Origin of the sequence: Cryobacterium sp. PH31-L1, from assembly GCF_030063145.1 — a bacterium.
In the GTDB taxonomy this organism is placed as follows: domain Bacteria; phylum Actinomycetota; class Actinomycetes; order Actinomycetales; family Microbacteriaceae; genus Cryobacterium.
This window is the reverse complement of the sequence record NZ_JASISM010000006.1, coordinates 106,632-124,310: the sequence shown is the minus strand read 5'-3', so window position 1 is coordinate 124,310 and position 17,679 is coordinate 106,632. Positions and strand designations below refer to the sequence as shown.

The following is a 17,679-nucleotide window of genomic DNA, read 5'->3' as shown; positions in this document are numbered from 1 at the left end:
TACGACCATGCACGCGGCCGTGGTGCACGAGTTCGGCCAGAACCTCACCATCGATGAGGTTCCGGTTCCAACCCCCGGCCACGGCCAGGCCTTGGTCAAACTGATCAGCAGCGGTGTCTGCCACACCGACCTGCACGCCGTGGAGGGCGACTGGCCGGTCAAGCCGAGCCCGCCGTTTATTCCCGGCCACGAGGGTGTCGGTGAGGTCGTCGCCCTCGGCGCCGGTGTCGATGACCTCGCTGTCGGCGACTTGGTCGGCAACGCTTGGCTCTGGAGCGCGTGTGGCAGCTGCCAGTACTGCCGTACCGGCTGGGAAACCCTGTGCGAAGCGCAGCAGAATGGCGGCTACAGCGTCGACGGTTCGTTCGGGCAGTACATGCTCGTCGACTCCCGCTTCGCGGTGCGCATTCCGCACGGCGCCGACCCGATCGAAATCGCCCCGGTGCTGTGCGCCGGCGTCACCGTCTACAAGGGCCTCAAGATGACCGAGGCCCGTCCGGGCCAGTGGGTCGTCATCTCCGGCATCGGCGGCCTCGGTCACATCGCCGTGCAGTATGCCAAGGCGATGGGCCTGCGGGTAGCCGCCGTCGACATCGCCGACGATAAGCTCGCGCTCGCCCGCAAGCACGGCGCCGAACTCGTGATCAATGCCCTCGACGGCGACCCGGTCGCCGCAATTCAGAAAGCCACCGGCGGAGTGCACGGCGTACTCGTGACCGCGGTTCACCCGGCCGCCTTCGGCCAGGCCATCGGCATGACCCGTCGTGGCGGCACCATCGTCTTCAACGGCCTGCCGCCGGGAGATTTCCCAGCCCCGATCTTCGACATCGTACTCAAAGGCCTCACCATTCGCGGCTCCATCGTGGGTACCCGTCAGGACATGGAAGAAGCCCTGCAGTTCTACGCGCGCGGCCAGATTCACCCCACGGTCTCTGAACGCCGCATCGACGAGGTCAACGAGGTACTCGACGAGATGAAGCACGGCAAGATCGACGGTCGCGTGGTCATCCGCTACTAGATTGCCCCACCACGATCTGCACTGAGGTGCGGGCTGCGGACACGTTCGAATCCCAATGTTCGAGCGTGGTCGCGCCCGCACCTCTGGTGTGCCTGTGGATAACTTCTTCGCGTTCTGGCCAGGTGCGTCATCATGTCGGCATGGCCCTCCGACTGAACCCTCGATACCCACTGGTCTGGCGCACACCGGATTGCGTCCAACTCGGTGTCGACCAGGCCATCGTCACGATCGGTGGGCTCACCCTCGCCCATGAAGCCGTGCTGTCAGCCCTCACTGCGGGGGTGCATCGATCGGGTGCGATGCTGCTGGGAACCCTCGCCGGGGCATCCGCTGCGGAGGTGACGCACCTGCTTGAACTGCTCGAACCGGCGCTGCTGTACGTGCCGGACGATGCAGAACCCAAGGTCACGCCGCTGCCCCGCACTGTGCTCGTCGACGGTGTCGGGCCGACCGCTTTGCGCGTGCGTACCCTGCTGGCCAACCTCGGCATCGAGGATCCGCTGCCCGGCGATGAACCCGACCTGGCCGTGCTGGTCGGGCAGTACGTGTTCTCACCGGAACGTCACGGACACTGGCTGCGCCGTGACATTCCGCACCTTCCGGTGGTGTTCAGCGACAGTGCGGCGCGGGTCGGGCCGTTGGTCGAACCGGGCCAGGGGCCCTGCCTGACCTGCCTGGAACTGGCACACGTCGACAACGATCCGGCGTGGCCGGCGATGGCCTGCCAGCTGGCCCCGCGGCAGGCTCCGAGTGAAACGCCCAGGCTGAGTTTTGAGGTGGCCGCCCGAGTGGCCGGGCTCGTGCAGGATCGCCTGGAGACGGGGCGGTCAGTGGTGTTCGCCCGGTCGTTGAGCATCGACGCCGTCACCGGCTCCGTCACGCCGAGCGAGCACCGGCTGCACGAGCGGTGCGGCTGCCAAGCTCTTGCAGAAAACGGGACCGTTCCCGAGGCGCGCGAGCCTGCACCCCAGAGGACGACCAGCTGAGCGCGAGTCGGCGGCGGGCCCGCGTGATGCCGACGTAGAGCAGCCGACGTTCCTCGTCGATCTGATCGAAGGTGCTGGCGTAGCTGATCGGCACGAGACCTTCGCTGAGCCCGACCACGAATACGTTGTCCCACTCGAGGCCCTTGGCCGAGTGCATCGTGGCGAGCGTCACGGCCGATACGGTGGGTTCGTGCTGGCCGGCCTGGCGTTCCATCAGCTCGTCGGTGAACTGGCGAAAGGTGGTGCCCGGGGGGGCCTGGTCGACCAGCCCCATGAGGGCATTGAGCGATTCCCACCTAGCCTGTACCGCACCGCGGGTTTCCGGCGCCGTCTGGCTCCAGCCGAGCGACCGTAGCACGTCGCTGACCGATTTGAACAGTGGTTCGCCGATGATTGAAACGGATGCCGCGCGCAGGCTCATCACCGCCTGCTTCACCTCTGGCAGGTCGAAGAACCGTTTGGCCCCGCGAATCTGGTAGCTCACGCCCACCTCGGTCAGCGCCGTTTCGAGCAGCGCGGCCTGCACGTTGACCCGGAACAGTACGGCCACGTCTTCGGGTTTGGTGCCGGTGTCGATGAGTTGCAGAATCTGCTCGGCGACGCCGCGCGCCTCGGCCATATCGGAGGCATAGCCGCGCACCGACGGATCGGGACCGGTGTCGGACTGTGCGGCGTGCAGGGTGAGCGCGCCGGAACGGCCGCGCATCAGCTGATTGGCGGTGGCCACGATCGGCGCCGTCGACCGGTAGTTCTGCTCGAGCCGCACCACCGTGGCGTCTTCGTAGTGTTTGGGAAAGTCGAGCAGGTAGTCGCTGCGGGCGCCCGCGAAGGAGTAGATGGTCTGGCTGGCGTCGCCGACGACGCAGAGGTCGCGGCGGTCCCCGAGCCAGAGTGCGAGCAGGTCGTGCTGAAGCGGGGAGACGTCCTGGTATTCGTCGACGACGAAGAATCGGTACTGTTCGCGCACCTGCAGTGCCACCGACGGTTCGGCCTCGATCATTCCGGCCATGGCGAGCAGCACGTCTTCGAAGTCGATCTGTTTGCGATCGTCTTTGAGCTTCTCGTAGGTCTGCTGCAGGGCGACCACCTGGTCCACATCGAGCCGACCGGGCAGGCTGCGTCTGGCGATGCCGGCCGCGTACTGCTCGATGCTCAGGCCGCTGGTCTTGCGCCATTCCACCTCGGCGGCGAGGTCACGCAGAGTAGCGGTGTCAATTTTAAGGTGCAGGGCTTCGGCGGCGTGGCCGAGGATGCGCCCCTTGCCGTCGAGGATGCGCGGTGCCTGCCCGCCGACGACGTGCGGCCAGAAGTAGTTCAGCTGGGACAGCGCGGCGGCGTGAAAGGTGCGCGCTGCCACTCCCCCGGCACCGAGCTGTCGCAGGCGACCGCGCAGTTCGGCGGCCGAGCGGCTCGTGAAGGTGAGCGCCATGACCCGGTTGGGAGCATAGGCACCGGTCAGCACGCCGAGGGCGATGCGGTGTGTGATGGCGCGGGTCTTACCGGTTCCGGCGCCGGCCAGCATGCAGACCGGGCCGATCAGCGCCTCGGCGGCGATCCGCTGCTGCTCGTCGAGACCGTTCAGTAACGAATCGGCGGTCACCGTCACGGGCGGATCAGTTCCGTCGCGGCCGGCAGCGGCGCGCCGAGCCAGCGCTCGATCATGGCGTGCGCGATCGAGGACGGGCCGGGAAGCAGCATCCACTCGCCTGCGTCGTGCAGTTCCTGCCGGCTGAACCAGCGCAGCGCCAGAATCTCGGCGCCGTCAGGCAGCAGGTCGTGGGCCGGCTGGTCGTCGGCGAGCCGGGCGGTGAACCCGCACATGACCGAGGCCGGAAACGGCCACGGCTGCGAGCCGACATAGGCCGGGTCGGTGACCCGGAGGCCGGATTCTTCGAACATTTCGCGGATCACGGCCGATTCCAGAGCCTCACCGGGTTCGACGAAACCGGCGAGCAACGAATATCGGTTGTTCTCCCACATAGCGTTGGAGCCGAGCAGAATGCGATCGTCGGCGTCGGTGATGAGCACGATCACGGCGGGGTCCGTGCGCGGAAAAACCTGGCTGTTGTCGACCGGGCAGCGACGCACCCAACCGCCCTCTTCGACCAAAGTTGCAGCGCCACAGCGCGGGCAATGGGCGTGCGAAGCGTGCCAGTTGAGCAGGCCGAGGGCCTCGGTGAAAAGACCAGCGTCACGATCATCCAGCACGGTCGCAACTGTGCGCAGGCTCACCCAACGCGTCGAATCGGACTCGAGGCCGACAGCGGCGGCGTCATCGAGTTGCACGGCGACGATTTGGGTCCCGAAAGCTTCGGGCAGGTCGGTCGAGAGCGACCGACCCAGGTAGACGCGCACACCACCGTTGTCCACGCTCGTCGGCGGCAGCAGGGCGAGGTGAACGGCGTCAGTGTGGTCCGTCGGCGCGAGCAGAATTTTGCCGTTCCAGACGGGCAGAACGCGGGTGGTGGCATCAGCCCAGAGCTGGTCGAACAGGCCGGGAATGCCGCGGCTGAGGTGATCGCGGTCGACCGCGTGCCGAGACAGCGGCAACCGCGTCGTGAAAGTGAACGACATGGTGAATCTCCGAGCTCTGCGAGAACGTGGGTGTGGAGGCGTGGCGAATAACCAGCAGGTGCGTAATTCGATCTAACCTAGTAGGCATGGCCAGAACTCAACTCACTCTAGCCGCGTTAGCCACCTCCGCTGTTCCGGGGCTCGACGTGGCCTACGCCCGTAAGCACAGTGCCGGCGCGCACGGACTGTTCGACTCGGCGCTCGTCATCGACAAAGACGGGCGGGCGCTGATCATTCGCGTTCCCACCAGTCAGTCGGCCGAAACGGAGCAGTCCGCCGACCTCGTGGCGCTGCGCGCGCTCACCACTGGCAACCGCAGCCGGCTGCCGTTCGACGTGCCGGAATATGTCGGCCAGACGCCGATTCAAGGCACCCGCGCGGTCGTCTACGAGCTTCTGGCCGGTGACAGTTTCGATGCGGATGCCCTCACCGGGCACGAGGGTGTCTCCGGATCGATCGGGCGGGCCATCGCCGCGATCCACTCGCTGCCGAGCGCTTTCATCGGCACCGCCGGGCTTCCCCAGCAGAGCGCCGAACAGTGCCGCAAGGATGCGATAGACCTGATCGACCGCGCCGCCAACACCGGCTACCTGCCCGCCGCACTGCTGCGCCGCTGGGAACAGGCCACCGACGATGATGCGCTGTGGCAATTCGCACCGGCCGTGGTTCACGGGTCGATGTCGGCCGATTCCATTCTGATCACCGACGACGCCGTGTCGGGCATTCTCGGCTGGTCCGGCCTGGCCGTCGGCGACCCGGCCCGCGACCTGAACTGGTTGCTTGCCGCGCGCGGTGATGCTGCCGAACTGGCGATCGACGCCTACTCGAACGCACGCCAGGGCAGCGATACCCACATAACCCAGCGCGCCATGCTCTACGCCGAGCTCGAGCTGGCCCGCTGGCTGCTGCACGGCGCCAGCAGCCACGACCAGTCCATCGTCGATGACGCCGTCGCCATGCTCGACGGGCTCGTCGACACGGTGCACAGCCACACCCAGCAGCCGCTCTCCCCCGAAACCGGCCCGATCATGACCGTCGACGACGTGGAGACCATGCTCGACCACATGCCGCGCGCCGCCCGGGATTACGACCAGCACGCAGCGATGCACACCGACAGCTACAACTTCTCGGGACTGACCATCGATTCCGAATCCGACGACGACTCCGAGGACGATTCGTCGAGCACCGGGGTCATCGCCCCAGACCAGGCGGCGAGAAGGTCTGCCTCGGAGTAGAGCCGCTCCGGGGCTATGACGGTATCGTCGGCGACGAAGTAGAACACCGCGTCGACAATGCTCGGATCGATCCCCTTCCAACGAGCGTAGGCCAGCCGGTAGAGCGCGAGCTGGGTCTGCTTGAGTTCGAGGTCGGTGGCGTTCTTCGGCGCACGCCCGGTTTTCCAGTCGACCACCTGAAACCCGGTCGGCGTTTGGTAGACGGCGTCGAGTTTGCAGACGAAAACCTGGCCGCCGAGTACGTGGTGAATTTCAATCTCGACGTCCACGGGCGCCCGATCGGCCCATTCGGACCGTTCGAAGGTGGCCTGCAGTACCGCGAACTGCTCCTGCTCGGGCACGCCGAGGTCACTCAGCGTGCCGGTACCGCCATCGTCGTCATCGATGCCGAAGTCCAGTTCGTTCAGTGCGGCATCGACTCGGTCGGTGCCGGTGGCACCGCCGGCGCGCCTCTCCACCCAGGAGTGAAACAGGGTTCCCAGCCGCGTGGCCCGATAGGGACGCTGCGGCATCGGGCGCCGCAGCTCGGCGGCGACTCCGGCCGGGTCGTCGACGTAATCCTTGAACCGGGAGGCCGGAATGCGGGTGGGTACGGGGGCCGCCGCGCCACCGGCCAGCCGCAGGGCGCGCTCCTCGAGCAGCAGGGTGACCGCGTGGGACCAGCGAGTGGGGGCATCCGCTTGGCTGCCCGACACGCGGGTCGCTGCGGCTTCAACGAGCGCGCGACGGGTGCCTAGCGGGTCGAACGGCCACAGTTCGGTGCCGTCCTCTGCAGACTCCGGCTTGATGACCTCGTCGCTCGCGTCAGGGATGGCGCGGATGAGACCGGCCTCGGCGAGTTCGGTCAGGTAGCGGCTGGGCCGCCGCATGGTCGATCCGGGGCCCCAGTACGAGCCGGTCAGCAGCAACTCCCGTTTGGCGCGGGTGGTGGCCACGTAGATGAGCCGGCGTTCTTCGTCGTCGTGCCGTGTCGCCAGCTCGGCCTTGTAGGTCTGGAAGGCCAGCTCGTAGTCGAGCTGGGTCTCGTGGCCGATGATCTCAAGTTCGGGCAGTTCGGAGCGGTCGCCGCGAAGACCGTAGGGCAGTTCGCCGAAACGCAGCCAACCGCTCGTGTCGCGAGCAGCCGCGGGGAGGCTCTTCTCGTTCAGGTTTGGGATAGCCACGAAGTCCCATTCCAGGCCCTTGGCGCCGTGAATCGTGAGCAGCTGCACGGTGCCCTGTTCGGAGAGTTCGGCGCGCGGGCCGAGGTCGTCCTGCAGCTCCGCGCGCTTCAGCCAGCGCAGAAAACTGGCCAGGGTGCCCTGCTCGTCACTGTCGAGGAAGGCGGCAACCGTGTCGTGGAAGGAGTACAGGTTGGCCAGTCCGAGATCGTTGGCCTCGTTCGCGGTCAGTTCGATGTCCAGCCGAAATTCCTGCTCGATCAGGCGCACAAAATCGAGCAGCGGCAGGCCGGCGCGAGATCGCACCCAGGCCAGCTGCCGCCCGGCCGATTGCACGCGGGCGCGCCCCAGCTCGCTGAACCCGTCGAACTGGCCGTGGGAGTCAGGCGCAGTGCCGAGAAAATCGAGCGCGTCGACGAGGGAACTGCCCTCGTCGCCGGCGACGGATGCCCGCAGCTTGCCCCGCAGATCGGCCGAGATGGCCTGCTGCGCCCAGTCATGTCCGGCCAGCCAGCGCGCCACGTCGGCGAGCGCCGCGAGGTCGCGGGCGCCGACCCGGTAGCGGGCGCCGCTGAGTAGGCGTACCAGTTCGCTGCCGGCCGCAGGGTCGTGCACCACGCGCAGCACGCTCACGACGTCGGCGACCTCCGGGGTCGAGAGCAACCCGCCGAGGCCGAGCACGTGGGCGCGCACGCCGTGTGCTCGCAGTACCTCGGCGAAGTAATCCATCTCGCGGCGGGCACGAAACAGCATGGCACCGCTGTAGTCGGCGGGGCCGTGGTCGCCGACCAGCCGGGCGGCGAACCAATTGGCGACGGCGCCAGCCTCCTCCGCGATGGTTTGCGCCATGACCGCGGCGACGCCGCCTGTCTTGGTGCCGGCCGGCACCTTGAGCGTTTCGACTTGGATTCTGCCCGGCTTGGCCCGCAGCGCTTCACTGAGCGGGGCGACGAGAAGGTTGGCGGCATCCAGAACGCGGGCAGGATTCCGCCAGGTGAACGACAGCGACATGGTCGGGGCGGATGCTGCCGGGCTGAAATCATGCGCGAAGCCGAGCAGGTTTGCGGAACTGGCGCCACGCCATCCGTAAATGGACTGGTGCGGGTCGCCGACGGCCATGACCGGGTGGTCACGAAACAGGGTATGCAGCAGTTCGGTCTGTAACACCGAGGTGTCCTGGTATTCATCGAGCAGCACCACCCGGTACTGGTCGCGGTAGCGATCGACGACCGCATCGACCTTTTGGCAGACCTGAAGTGCGAGGGCCACCTGGTCTGAGAACTCGATCAGGCCGAGGCGTCGCTTCTCGCTGCTGTAGTGGGCGGCGAGTTCAGCGAGCACCGGCAGCGGTGCGACTGCGGCCAGGGATTCGACCGCCGAATCGTAGGGCTTCTTCTTGCGCGGGTTGCCGTAGGGCAGATCGGGGAGGTAGGCGAAACTCTGGGCCAGAGCGGCGAGGTCGTGCGGCGCTCCCGGGGAGCCGTCGTGCCAGGCTGGCGGGTTCTCGGCGAGGGCACGACTGAGCTGCAGCACGGCGTCGGTGACCTGATCGAGGCTCTTGCCGAACGGCACCAGCCGGCCGTCGCCGTGCTCGATGACGACCCGCCGGGCAAGCAGCCAGGCGCTCGTTTCGCTCAGCAGAACCGACTCCGGTTCCCGGCCGAGCAGCAGAGCATTGTCGGTGAACAGACGACTGGCGAAGGAGTTGTAGGTGGAGACGTTCGGGGTGTTGAACAAGTCGGAACCCGCGGCTGCGCTGGGGTCATCAGCGTCATCGGAACCGGCGATCATCGGCATGAGGCCAGCTCGGTCGAGCTCGGTGATGCGGCGGTTGATGCGCTCGCCCAGTTCGCCGGCTGCCTTCCGCGTGAAGGTGAGCCCGAGAATCTGGTCGGGACGGGCGTGGCCGTTCGCGAGCAGCCAGAGCACCCGGTTGGCCATGGTCTCGGTCTTGCCACTGCCAGCCCCGGCGACCACCAGGGTGGGAGTGAGTGGCGCCTCGATCACCGCCTGCTGTTCGCTGGTGGGCGGCGGCAGTTCGAGCTGCGCGGCGATGTCGAGGGCCGAAATTGTCGTGATCGTCGTGCTGAGACTCATGAGCTGACCTGCTTGATGACGTGGATTCGGCAGGACCCGTGGGACCGCGGGTCGAGGCAGTGCGAGGTGATCTCGGCGATGAAAGTGGCGCCACCCATTCCCGTCGCGTCGGCACCGACCCGCTCGCGGAAAGCATCGAGCTGCTCCGGCGTGAAGGCGGGCTGGGTGGGATTGCGGTAATTCTGTTTGACCGTGCCGGACGAGACGATGACCAGGCGGGACCCGGCCAGTTCAATATCCCCGGACACGCCCTCGATGACGCCGTCCTGGAACGCCAGCTGATAGGCACCGAGTTGCGGATGCTCCGCGACGCCGACATCGCTGGTCGCGTCACCCTTGCCGGTTTTCAGGTCGACGATCACGGCCCGGCCGTCGGCCTGGCGTTCTACCCGGTCGATGGTGCCGGAGAGCACGGCACCGCTCACCTCAAGCTTGAAGGTGCCCTCGGCGCTCAACAGCTCACCACCGCCGCGTTCGAAATCGAGCAGGTAGGAGGCGAGCCGGTCGGTGAGCTCCCTGGCTGCGACCTTCTGCACGCGCGACTGCCAGTCAGCGTCGAAGTCAAGCTCATTCCAGCGCGCCTCCACGCCCTGCCAGAGGGCTTCGGGCCGGCGATCGGTCGCGTCTTCCATGACCTTGTGAATGATCGTGCCGAGGTTCGCTGCGGTGTTCGAGCTGCCACCGCCGACTTGGCCGATCAGCCAGTGCAGCGGGCAGGTTTCGAAAGCGGCCATGCGCGACGGCGAGACCCGCACGGGATCATCGCCGGCCTCTGGATCGTTGAGCGGGCGCACGGTGCTGGGGTCGGTCAGCCCGTACCACTGGTCGGGCGCGGCGCCGGGCACGTTTTCGCTGGCTAGGCGGGCCAGCGTGGCCGCGGCATCCGCTGCCCGGGTGGCCGTTTCGGTGTCGGTGCGGGCCGACGAGCGGATGGCGCGGGTCAGGTCGCGGCGCAGCCGCCCGGCCAGGCCGCGCAGCGACAGGGGGTAGCGGGCAAGATCGTCAACGCCCAGGTCGGGCTCAGGCGCGGGAAGCAGGCGCAGAAACACCGAGGGTTCGTTCTCTTCATTGCTCACGGCGGTGACGAGCAGTTCGGTCGTGGTCCGGCTGGCGGCCTGGGCGAACATGCGCAGCTCGTCGTGGAGCACCTGGGTGCGGGCCGCGGTGCCGGCCAGCCCCGTATCGCCCTGTCCCGAAGCAACCAGGGCCAGGTCGCCAGCGCCGAGCAGCGACCCGCGGATGCGCAGGTCGGGCCAGACGTTGGCCTGAACGCCGGCCAGCACGACGATGTCGAAATCCCGTCCGATGGTGCCGCTCGGCGTTGAGACGATGACGGCAGCGCCAAGCGCCCGCGGCGCGAGGGTGTCTTCGGGCACGTCGGTGTCGACGAGGTGTTCGAGGAACAACACCGGCGGGGCCGATGGCGTGCGCTCGACATAGCGCTGGGCGGCGGAGAACAGGGCGACGACGGCGTCGAGGTTGTGGTTGGCTTCGTCGGCGACGATTCCGGCGCCGGTGCACTGTTCTTTCCACTCCCGCTCGAGGCCGCTGCGCTGCCAGAGGCCCCAGAGTAGTTCTTCGATGGTGGCGCCGGCGTCGTATTCGATTCTTGCCTGGCGCAGGCTGGCTCCGCATCCGGCCGCACGGCGGGCGGTGCGGTTGTCGATGGTGAGGAGCAGGTCGGGGTCGAGGAGGGCTGCTACGAGCAGGTCGTCGGCGCTGCGCGGTTCGGCGCTGTCAGTGGCCAGTTCTTGCTGGCGCAGCGCGGCGCGCAGCCGACGCAGGGTGATCGGGTCGAGCCCGCCGAGCGGGCCTCGCAGCAGATCGGTCGCTGCCTCCGGGGTAAGCGGCTTGCGGCCGAGGGTCACTTCGAGGGCCAGGATGAAGGCCCGCACCGCGTACTCGTCGCGCAGGGCGCTGCTCGCCGTAGAAATCTGGGTCGGCACTTCGAGGGCCGCGAGCCCCTTGGAGATCGAGGGAATCAGCGACCCGGTGCGCACGATCACGGCCATGCGGGACCACGGAATGTCGTCGATCACGTGGCGTTCGCGAAGCAGTCGGGCGATCAGCGCGAGCTGATCGGCCGGGCTGCTCGCAACGACGGTGTGCACGGATTGGTCGGCCGGGGCCTCAGCCGCTGCCGCCGTACGGTTCAAGTCGACGCCGGCCGCCTCGACACTTCCCGCGCGGCGCTGGGTACCCGCTGCGGCTGCCCCGATCCGGCTCGTGATCTGCTGAACGACCGAGCGGATGCCGGCCCCGTGCCGGTAGACGCTCTCCAGCACGATCGGCGCGGCCACCCGACCGCTCTCTGCGGGCAGGCCGGGCCGCAGGTACGCGCCGAGGCTACCGAGGGCATCCGGATGTGCGCCGTGGAACGAACCGGTACTGATGTCGGGGTCGCCGACGGCGACAATCGCTACCCCGCGCGCCTGAAACTGGGCGAGCAGGGTGAGCGTGGCCTGGGTGACTTCCTGGGCGTCGTCGAGCACGATCAAGCGCAGGCCGGCCAGCGAACCGAGCGTTGCAACGCCCGCCCTTCCCGCCTCGGAACCGGCCACGATCGCGGCGGCATAGCGGGCAAGTTCGGTGGAGTCATATTGCCCGGGACGAGCCTGGTCTTTGGCCTCCTCGTAGCCGCGAATGAACTCGGCTGCCGCAACCCACTCCGGCCGACCGAGGCCGAAACGCTCGAGCTGGCCAGGGGTCACCCCGTATTCCACGGCTCGCATCATGAGATCGCGGAGTTCGGTGCGAAAACCGCGCAGGCGGCGCACGTCGGCGCCGAGCGTGGCCGGCCAGGCCGGCCCTGATCCGTCGTCGAGGTGGCCCTGCAGTATTTCGGCGATAATTTGGTCTTGCTCGCCACCGGTGAGCAAAGTGGGTGCCGCGCCACCGGCCTGGGCCACGGCGGAACGCACAATCTGAAAGGCCACCGAGTTGGCGCTCCGAGCCAGCGGACCGTTGGTGGGCACACCGAGGCGGAGTGCGAGCCGGTCGCGCAGGGCTGTGGCACCGGCACGGGTCGGCACCAGCACCAGTACCTCGCTCGGCGAATAGCCACGGTTCAAGACCCGATCGGCCACGAGTTCGACGAGCGTCATGGTCTTGCCGCTGCCTGGCGCGCCGATCACCGCGGCACTCACCCCGTCGGGGAGGTCGAGAACGGCCTGCTGGGCGGCATCAAGGTCGGGGTTGGTCACATTTCAACGGTAACGGGTTGCGCCGACAGTGAAATCGGTCAGGGCTGGTCTGCGTTCTGACGTACTCTGATCGCACGGCTACGAAAGGCAGTTCGGTGGATATTCGCATTGGTATTTTCAACTCTCCCCGGGAGATCGGTTTTGAGACTTCGCAGCCAGCGACCGAGATTGAGGAGACCGTTGCGGCGGCCCTCTCCGGTCAGACCGGCTATCTGAAGCTCAGCGACAGCAAGGGTCGCGTCTACATCGTTCCGACCGTGGGCCTGGCCTACGTCGAACTCGGCAGCGAAGAGTCGCGCCGCGTCGGTTTCGTCGCTTAACGCACATGGAACTGCTGTTCGTCGCGCTCTTCGGCGCGGTCATCGGCCTCGCCGCGCGGTATTTTCTGCCCGGGCGGTCCACCCAGGGTTCGGTGCTGGTTCCGGCGATCGGAACGGTTGCGGCATCCGCCGTCTGGGTCGGGCTGACCTGGCTCGGCTGGGATTGGGCCGGCGGGTGGATCTGGTGGGTGTCTCTCGGAGCCGCCGCTGCCGCATCCGTTGTGCTGAACCTGGTCATCAGTCGGCGACGCATTCACGCCGACCAGCGGATGCTGCAAAGCCTCGCCAAAACCGGTTCCCCCGACACCGCGTAGCGTTCGGGGCGCTCGCTAGGCGGTGAGGCCGAGTCCGTCCATGCGGCGGGTGTGCGCGGCGATGAGCTCGGTGAAGACCGGTTCGATGCGCGCCTCAGCGGCGTCGCCCGGGTCAGTACCGGGATCGGCTGCGGGGTCGGCGGCCGGCATCGCCGACCGGGCCACGAGCAGGGTGTCGCCGACGAGTCGGCGACCCCACATGGCGAGCCTGGAGCCGATCGCGACGTCGTTCTCGATGGCGGTCTGCAGTTGGTGAACGAGCACGTCGGTGCCGGAATCCTCGCCGAGCAGCTGCGCCACGCGCGGACCGATGTCGCGCGGCAGACCATCCGACAATCGGATGAAGAAGTCGTCGAGCAGACCACCGGCGAGGTAACAGCTCAGCAGCAGCTCGTGCCAGTCGGCACCGCTCGTCTTCCGGCGAAACTCGTCGAGGCCGGCGACGAACGGGGCCATCTCGGTGGCCGGCTCGTGCCCGCGGCGACGAATCTCGGTGATCAGGCCGTGATGCTTGCTCAGGGCCCGACCGGCGGCGGCGCTGAGGCCTTCCTTCACGGCGAGGTTCGGCGCGGTCGCCACCGCGCGGGCCAGGGCTTCGAACTCGCCGAGCTCGCAGTAGGCGGCCTGGCCGAGAAAATGCTGCACACCCGGAGCAAGGGAACTGATGTCCACTTTTTCGGTTGGCTGGATCGCCCCGCGGGCGGAAAGCCGGGGAGCTTCATTGCGCTGCGGGCGCCGACCGAACCACGTGACCACGGGCTTAGTTTAGGACAGCGCGCCTGTGGCCGCGGTACAGGCGGGGCAGTAAGGTGGAATTACGTCGCCGGCAAGGATCGGCGGCCGCTGCCCGAGACGCAAAAACGGGCGCACCTCGCTTCCAGTTAATGACAGGCATACATTCGTGACTTTCTCCGAACTTAATATTGACCAGGACATGGTCGACTCCCTTGCAGCCAAGGGCATCCTCGAACCGTTCCCCATTCAGACCCAGACCATCCCCCTCGCCCTGGCCGGCCAGGACATAATCGGCCAGGCCAAGACCGGCACCGGCAAGACCTTCGGTTTCGGCCTTCCGGTCATCCAGCGCCTCGGCCTCGACCCGGAGCCCGGCGTGCAGGCGCTTATCGTCGTTCCGACCCGTGAACTGTGCGTTCAGGTTTCCGAGGACCTTGAGCTCGCCGCGGCCGGACGCAACACGAAGATCGTCTCCATCTACGGCGGCAAAGCCTACGAGGGCCAGATCGAGCAGCTCAAGGCCGGCGCGCAGATCGTGGTCGGCACCCCCGGACGCCTGCTCGACCTGGCCAGCCAGCGTCTGCTCACCCTCGCCAACGTGCGCGAGATGGTGCTCGACGAGGCCGACAAGATGCTGGACCTCGGATTTCTCTCCGACATCGAGAAGCTGTTCGCGCAGACACCGTCGACCCGCCACACCATGCTGTTCTCGGCGACGATGCCCGGACCGATCGTGGCCCTGGCCCGTCGTTTCATGAACCGCCCAATCCATATTCGTGCGACCGACCCCGACGAAGGCCTCATGCAGGCCAACATCGAGCACCTCGTCTACCGTGCCCACAACATGGACAAGGACGAAGTCATCGGCCGTATCCTCATGGCGGAGGGCCGCGGCAAGACCATCATCTTCACCCGCACCAAGCGCGCCGCCGCGAAGCTCGTCGAAGAACTCGGCGACCGCGGCTTCGACGCCACGGCCGTGCACGGCGACCTCAACCAGGAACAGCGCGAACGCGCCATGGCCAGCTTCAAGAGCGGCAAGAAAGAAATCCTGATCGCAACGGATGTCGCTGCTCGCGGTATAGACGTTGAAGACGTCACGCACGTGATCAACCACACCATTCCCGAAGATGAGAAGGCCTACCTGCACCGCGTCGGTCGCACCGGCCGCGCCGGCAAGACCGGCATCGCCGTGACGTTCGTCGACTGGGACGACCTGCACAAGTGGTCGCTCATCAACAAAGCGCTGGACTTCGGCCAGCCCGAACCGATGGAAACCTATTCTTCGTCGCCGCACCTGTACACCGACCTGAACATTCCGGCCGGTTCCAAGGGCCGCCTGCGCGCAACCCCGGTTAAAGACGTCGCTGCTGGCGAGGCCCGCACCGGCGGCGCCGGACGCTCCGGTGCGGCACGCAGCGGCGCGGGCGGTCGCTCAGACTCCGGTCGCTCCGGCGGCGCACCGCGCGGCGGTCGCTCTGAGGGGGGTCGCTCTGAGGGCGGTCGCGGTCGTGGCGATTCCACGCGCGCAGCCGACCGGGCGGCAACGAGCCCGTTGACCACCGGCGCCGACGAAGGTCGCCCGGCCCGCTCGCGCACTCGCGTCGGTTCCAGCACCAACCCGGATGCCCCGGCCGTGACGCCGGCAGCCGGCACGCACGATGGCGGCGGAGCCGAACATCACGACGGCAACAACGCGCCGCTGCGTCGCAGCCGCACCCGTCGTCGCTCACCGCAGACCGGCAGCGCGATCTAACTACTGACCAGTACCATCTCGCCCGGCACCGGGCTGCCCCCGCTTCGAACGTGGCAGTCTCGGTTGCCGGGCGGTGTCGTTCATAACTGCGGAAATCCCTGCTCAGAGCCCTCGAAATCGGCTGCGACTCGTTGGGAGCAAATTTCCGCAGTGACGGCGAGCACCGTCAGTAGCAGCGCTTCGACTGAAGCCAGGCGCTGCATTGTGCGCGCCGCGGCGTCACTTGAAACAATTGTCAGCCGTAGACGGGATCTGAGCCGCGCCCCTGCGCGATGATGCGGTCGAGCACCTCGGGGGCCGTCGTGTTCTCGCCGAGCCGGTTGGGTTTACCGGTGCCGTGGTAGTCGCTCGAGCCCGTGACGAACAGCCCGAGCTTTGCTGCGAGCTCGTAGAGGTGAGCCGTGGGTTCGGGCTTGTTCTCCCTGTGCTCGAGTTCGAGGCCGAACAGTCCAGCCTCGACCATCGTCTTCAGTCGGGACTCTTCGACGACCTCGGCGATGCCGCGCGTGGCGGGGTGCGCGATGACCGGCACTCCCCCGGCTGCCCGCACCAGTTCGATCGCGCGCAGCGGGTCGGGCGCGTAGTGCGGCTGAAAGTACCCCGCTTTCCAGTGCAGAATATCGGCGAAGGCCGCGCTTCGGTTGAGGGCGTGACCGCGGGCCACGAGGGCGTCAGCGATGTGTGGCCGACCGACGGTGGCATCGGGGGTGGTCTGGGCGAGCACATCGTCCCAGCTCAGGTCGTAGTCGACCCCGATGCGAGCGACCATCTGCTCGGCCCGGCTAAGCCTGGCCGCACGCACCCTGGTCATCTCGGCCAGTAGGGCCGAATCGGTCGGGTCAAAGAGATATGCCAAAAGGTGCACACTTGCGTACTGCACCCGAGTGCTGAATTCCATTCCGGGAATAAGTGTGATGCGCTCGGTGCGCGCCGCAGCGGATGCCTCGGCCCAGCCGGCCGTGGAGTCGTGGTCGGTAAGGGCAATCGTGCCGAGGCCCGCAGCGGATACCGCGCGAAGCATCTCGGCGGGCGTCTCGGTACCGTCCGACACGCTGGAGTGCGCGTGCAGATCGATCGGACCCTGGAATTGCCGCGCGACTGCCATGACCCCATGCTAGTTGTCCCCCCGAGCCAATCCCTCGCTGCGCGAAGCGCTGGAGATTCCCCAGAATTCTCATCTACAGTTCAGAACAATGTTCACGCGACTCTTCCGGGCACTGATTCTCATCGCTGCCGCCTTTCTCCTGCTGGTCCTGACCTGGCCGCAGGCGTTCGGCCTGCATAACACCTGGGTCGTCGCCCACCTCGTATCGTTTCGGGCCATAGCCGTGATCGGCGCGATGGTTGGCCTCGTGCTGCTCGGTCTGCTGCGCTTCATTCGGCCGCTGCGGCGAACCCTCGGCATGGTCATGGTGCTGCTCGCCCTGTTCGCCGTGGCCAATGTCGGCATTCTCGCCTCCCGCGGCTTCACCGCTGCTACCGCCGATGCCAGTACTGCACCGACCAGTTCCGCCGACTCGGTCACTGTGCTCAGCTGGAATACGCTGGGAGATGCTCCGGGCGCCGCGGTCATCGCCGCGGAAGCGGTGGCTCAGAACGCCGATGTCGTCACACTGCCGGAAACAACGGAGGCGACCGGTGTCCTGATCGCTGAACTCATGCGCGACGCCGGCCGGCCCATGTGGGTGCACACGCTCGCCTTCGATCTGGTGTCCAAGGCCCGTTCCACCACCCTGCTGATCAGTCCGGACCTCGGCGACTACGCCGTGAGCAACGCGGCCGGGTCCGGCCCGCCCGGCAACACCAACGTGCTGCCGACCGTTGTCGCCAAACCGGTGGACGGCAGAGGACCGACCATCGTGGCCGTGCACGCCGTAGCCCCGATCCAGTATGAAATGTCGAACTGGCGGAGCGACCTCCACTGGCTCGCCACCCAGTGCCAGGCCGACAACGTGATCATGGCGGGCGATTTCAACTCGACCCTCGATCATATGGCCGGCCGCGCCGGTGAGCCCGACGCTGTTCTCGGAAACTGCGCGGATGCCGCGCTATGGGCCGGCGCCGCGGCCGTCGGCACCTGGCCCACCAGCATTCCCGCGCTGCTCGGAAGCCCCATCGATCACGTCATGGCTACCCCGAACTGGCACGTGAGCGCGCTGCAGGTGATTGAATCGCTCGACGGTGCCGGCAGCGATCACCGGCCGATCGTGGCCACGCTCACACCCGCCGCGTAATCCGCGCAGGCACCGGCATCCGTTCATCGCAGCATCTGCGCCACAGT

At 67.3% G+C, this 17,679-nt stretch carries 13 protein-coding genes; 7 read left to right on the top strand and 6 right to left on the bottom strand.

Translation table 11 applies throughout. The features are described from left to right. The first annotated feature begins 7 nt into the window (after positions 1-7). Together adhP and QMF22_RS13115 are read left to right on the top strand one after the other, a co-directional pair. Positions 8-1,018 carry an alcohol dehydrogenase AdhP gene (gene adhP / locus QMF22_RS13120; protein ID WP_283454680.1) on the top strand — a complete coding sequence of 337 codons (1,011 nt, stop codon included), beginning with the start codon at positions 8-10 and terminating at the stop codon, positions 1,016-1,018. 140 nt (positions 1,019-1,158) lie between these two features. Then, entirely contained in the window at positions 1,159-2,004 is an 846-nt protein-coding gene (locus tag QMF22_RS13115; RefSeq protein ID WP_283454309.1) for a TOMM precursor leader peptide-binding protein, read from the top strand. Here the strand turns inward: QMF22_RS13115 and QMF22_RS13110 are convergent. Together QMF22_RS13110 and nudC are read right to left on the bottom strand one after the other, a co-directional pair. Then, positions 1,895-3,604: an ATP-dependent helicase gene (locus QMF22_RS13110; RefSeq protein ID WP_283454678.1), complete on the bottom strand. Its 1,710-nt coding sequence runs from the start codon at positions 3,602-3,604 to the stop codon at positions 1,895-1,897. The two genes, QMF22_RS13115 and QMF22_RS13110, sit on opposite strands and share 110 nt — an antisense overlap. 2 nt (positions 3,605-3,606) lie before the next feature. Continuing rightward, positions 3,607-4,578: an NAD(+) diphosphatase gene (gene nudC / locus QMF22_RS13105; RefSeq protein ID WP_283454307.1), complete on the bottom strand. Its 972-nt coding sequence runs from the start codon at positions 4,576-4,578 to the stop codon at positions 3,607-3,609. Positions 4,579-4,664: 86 nt separating this feature from the next. Between nudC and QMF22_RS13100 the strand changes: the two genes are divergently transcribed. After that, positions 4,665-5,813, top strand: coding sequence for a phosphotransferase (locus QMF22_RS13100; protein WP_283454305.1), 1,149 nt, complete (start codon positions 4,665-4,667; stop codon positions 5,811-5,813). Here QMF22_RS13100 and QMF22_RS13095 read toward each other — a convergent pair. Together QMF22_RS13095 and QMF22_RS13090 are read right to left on the bottom strand one after the other, a co-directional pair. Beyond that, positions 5,696-9,070 (bottom strand): ATP-dependent helicase, encoded by a 3,375-nt coding sequence (locus QMF22_RS13095; protein ID WP_283454302.1) that lies wholly within the window; start codon positions 9,068-9,070, stop codon positions 5,696-5,698. The genes QMF22_RS13100 and QMF22_RS13095 overlap by 118 nt on opposite strands. After that, on the bottom strand, positions 9,067-12,273 hold the full coding sequence (locus QMF22_RS13090; RefSeq protein ID WP_283454300.1) for an ATP-dependent helicase: 3,207 nt from the start codon (positions 12,271-12,273) through the stop codon (positions 9,067-9,069). The genes QMF22_RS13095 and QMF22_RS13090 overlap by 4 nt, the downstream gene beginning before the upstream one ends. Positions 12,274-12,368: 95 nt before the next feature. Between QMF22_RS13090 and QMF22_RS13085 the strand changes: the two genes are divergently transcribed. Then, on the top strand, positions 12,369-12,593 hold the full coding sequence (locus QMF22_RS13085; protein WP_092108379.1) for a DUF3107 domain-containing protein: 225 nt from the start codon (positions 12,369-12,371) through the stop codon (positions 12,591-12,593). A 5-nt stretch (positions 12,594-12,598) separates the two neighbouring features. Continuing rightward, positions 12,599-12,907, top strand: coding sequence for a hypothetical protein (locus QMF22_RS13080; protein WP_283454295.1), 309 nt, complete (start codon positions 12,599-12,601; stop codon positions 12,905-12,907). 15 nt (positions 12,908-12,922) lie between these two features. Here the strand turns inward: QMF22_RS13080 and QMF22_RS13075 are convergent, their stop codons facing one another. After that, complete coding sequence (locus QMF22_RS13075) at positions 12,923-13,663, bottom strand: ferritin-like fold-containing protein (protein WP_283454294.1); 741 nt, start codon at positions 13,661-13,663, stop codon at positions 12,923-12,925. Between the two features lie 145 nt (positions 13,664-13,808). Between QMF22_RS13075 and QMF22_RS13070 the strand changes: the two genes are divergently transcribed. Further along, positions 13,809-15,398, top strand: coding sequence for a DEAD/DEAH box helicase (locus QMF22_RS13070; protein WP_283454292.1), 1,590 nt, complete (start codon positions 13,809-13,811; stop codon positions 15,396-15,398). 235 nt (positions 15,399-15,633) lie between these two features. On the opposite strand, the gene QMF22_RS13065 is transcribed toward QMF22_RS13070, so the two are convergent. Beyond that, a complete protein-coding gene (locus QMF22_RS13065; RefSeq protein WP_283454290.1) occupies positions 15,634-16,503 on the bottom strand; it encodes a PHP domain-containing protein in 870 nt (289 codons plus the stop codon). Between the two features lie 88 nt (positions 16,504-16,591). Between QMF22_RS13065 and QMF22_RS13060 the strand changes: the two genes are divergently transcribed. Next, complete coding sequence (locus QMF22_RS13060; protein WP_283454288.1) at positions 16,592-17,632, top strand: endonuclease/exonuclease/phosphatase family protein; 1,041 nt, start codon at positions 16,592-16,594, stop codon at positions 17,630-17,632. Positions 17,633-17,679 lie beyond the last annotated feature (47 nt).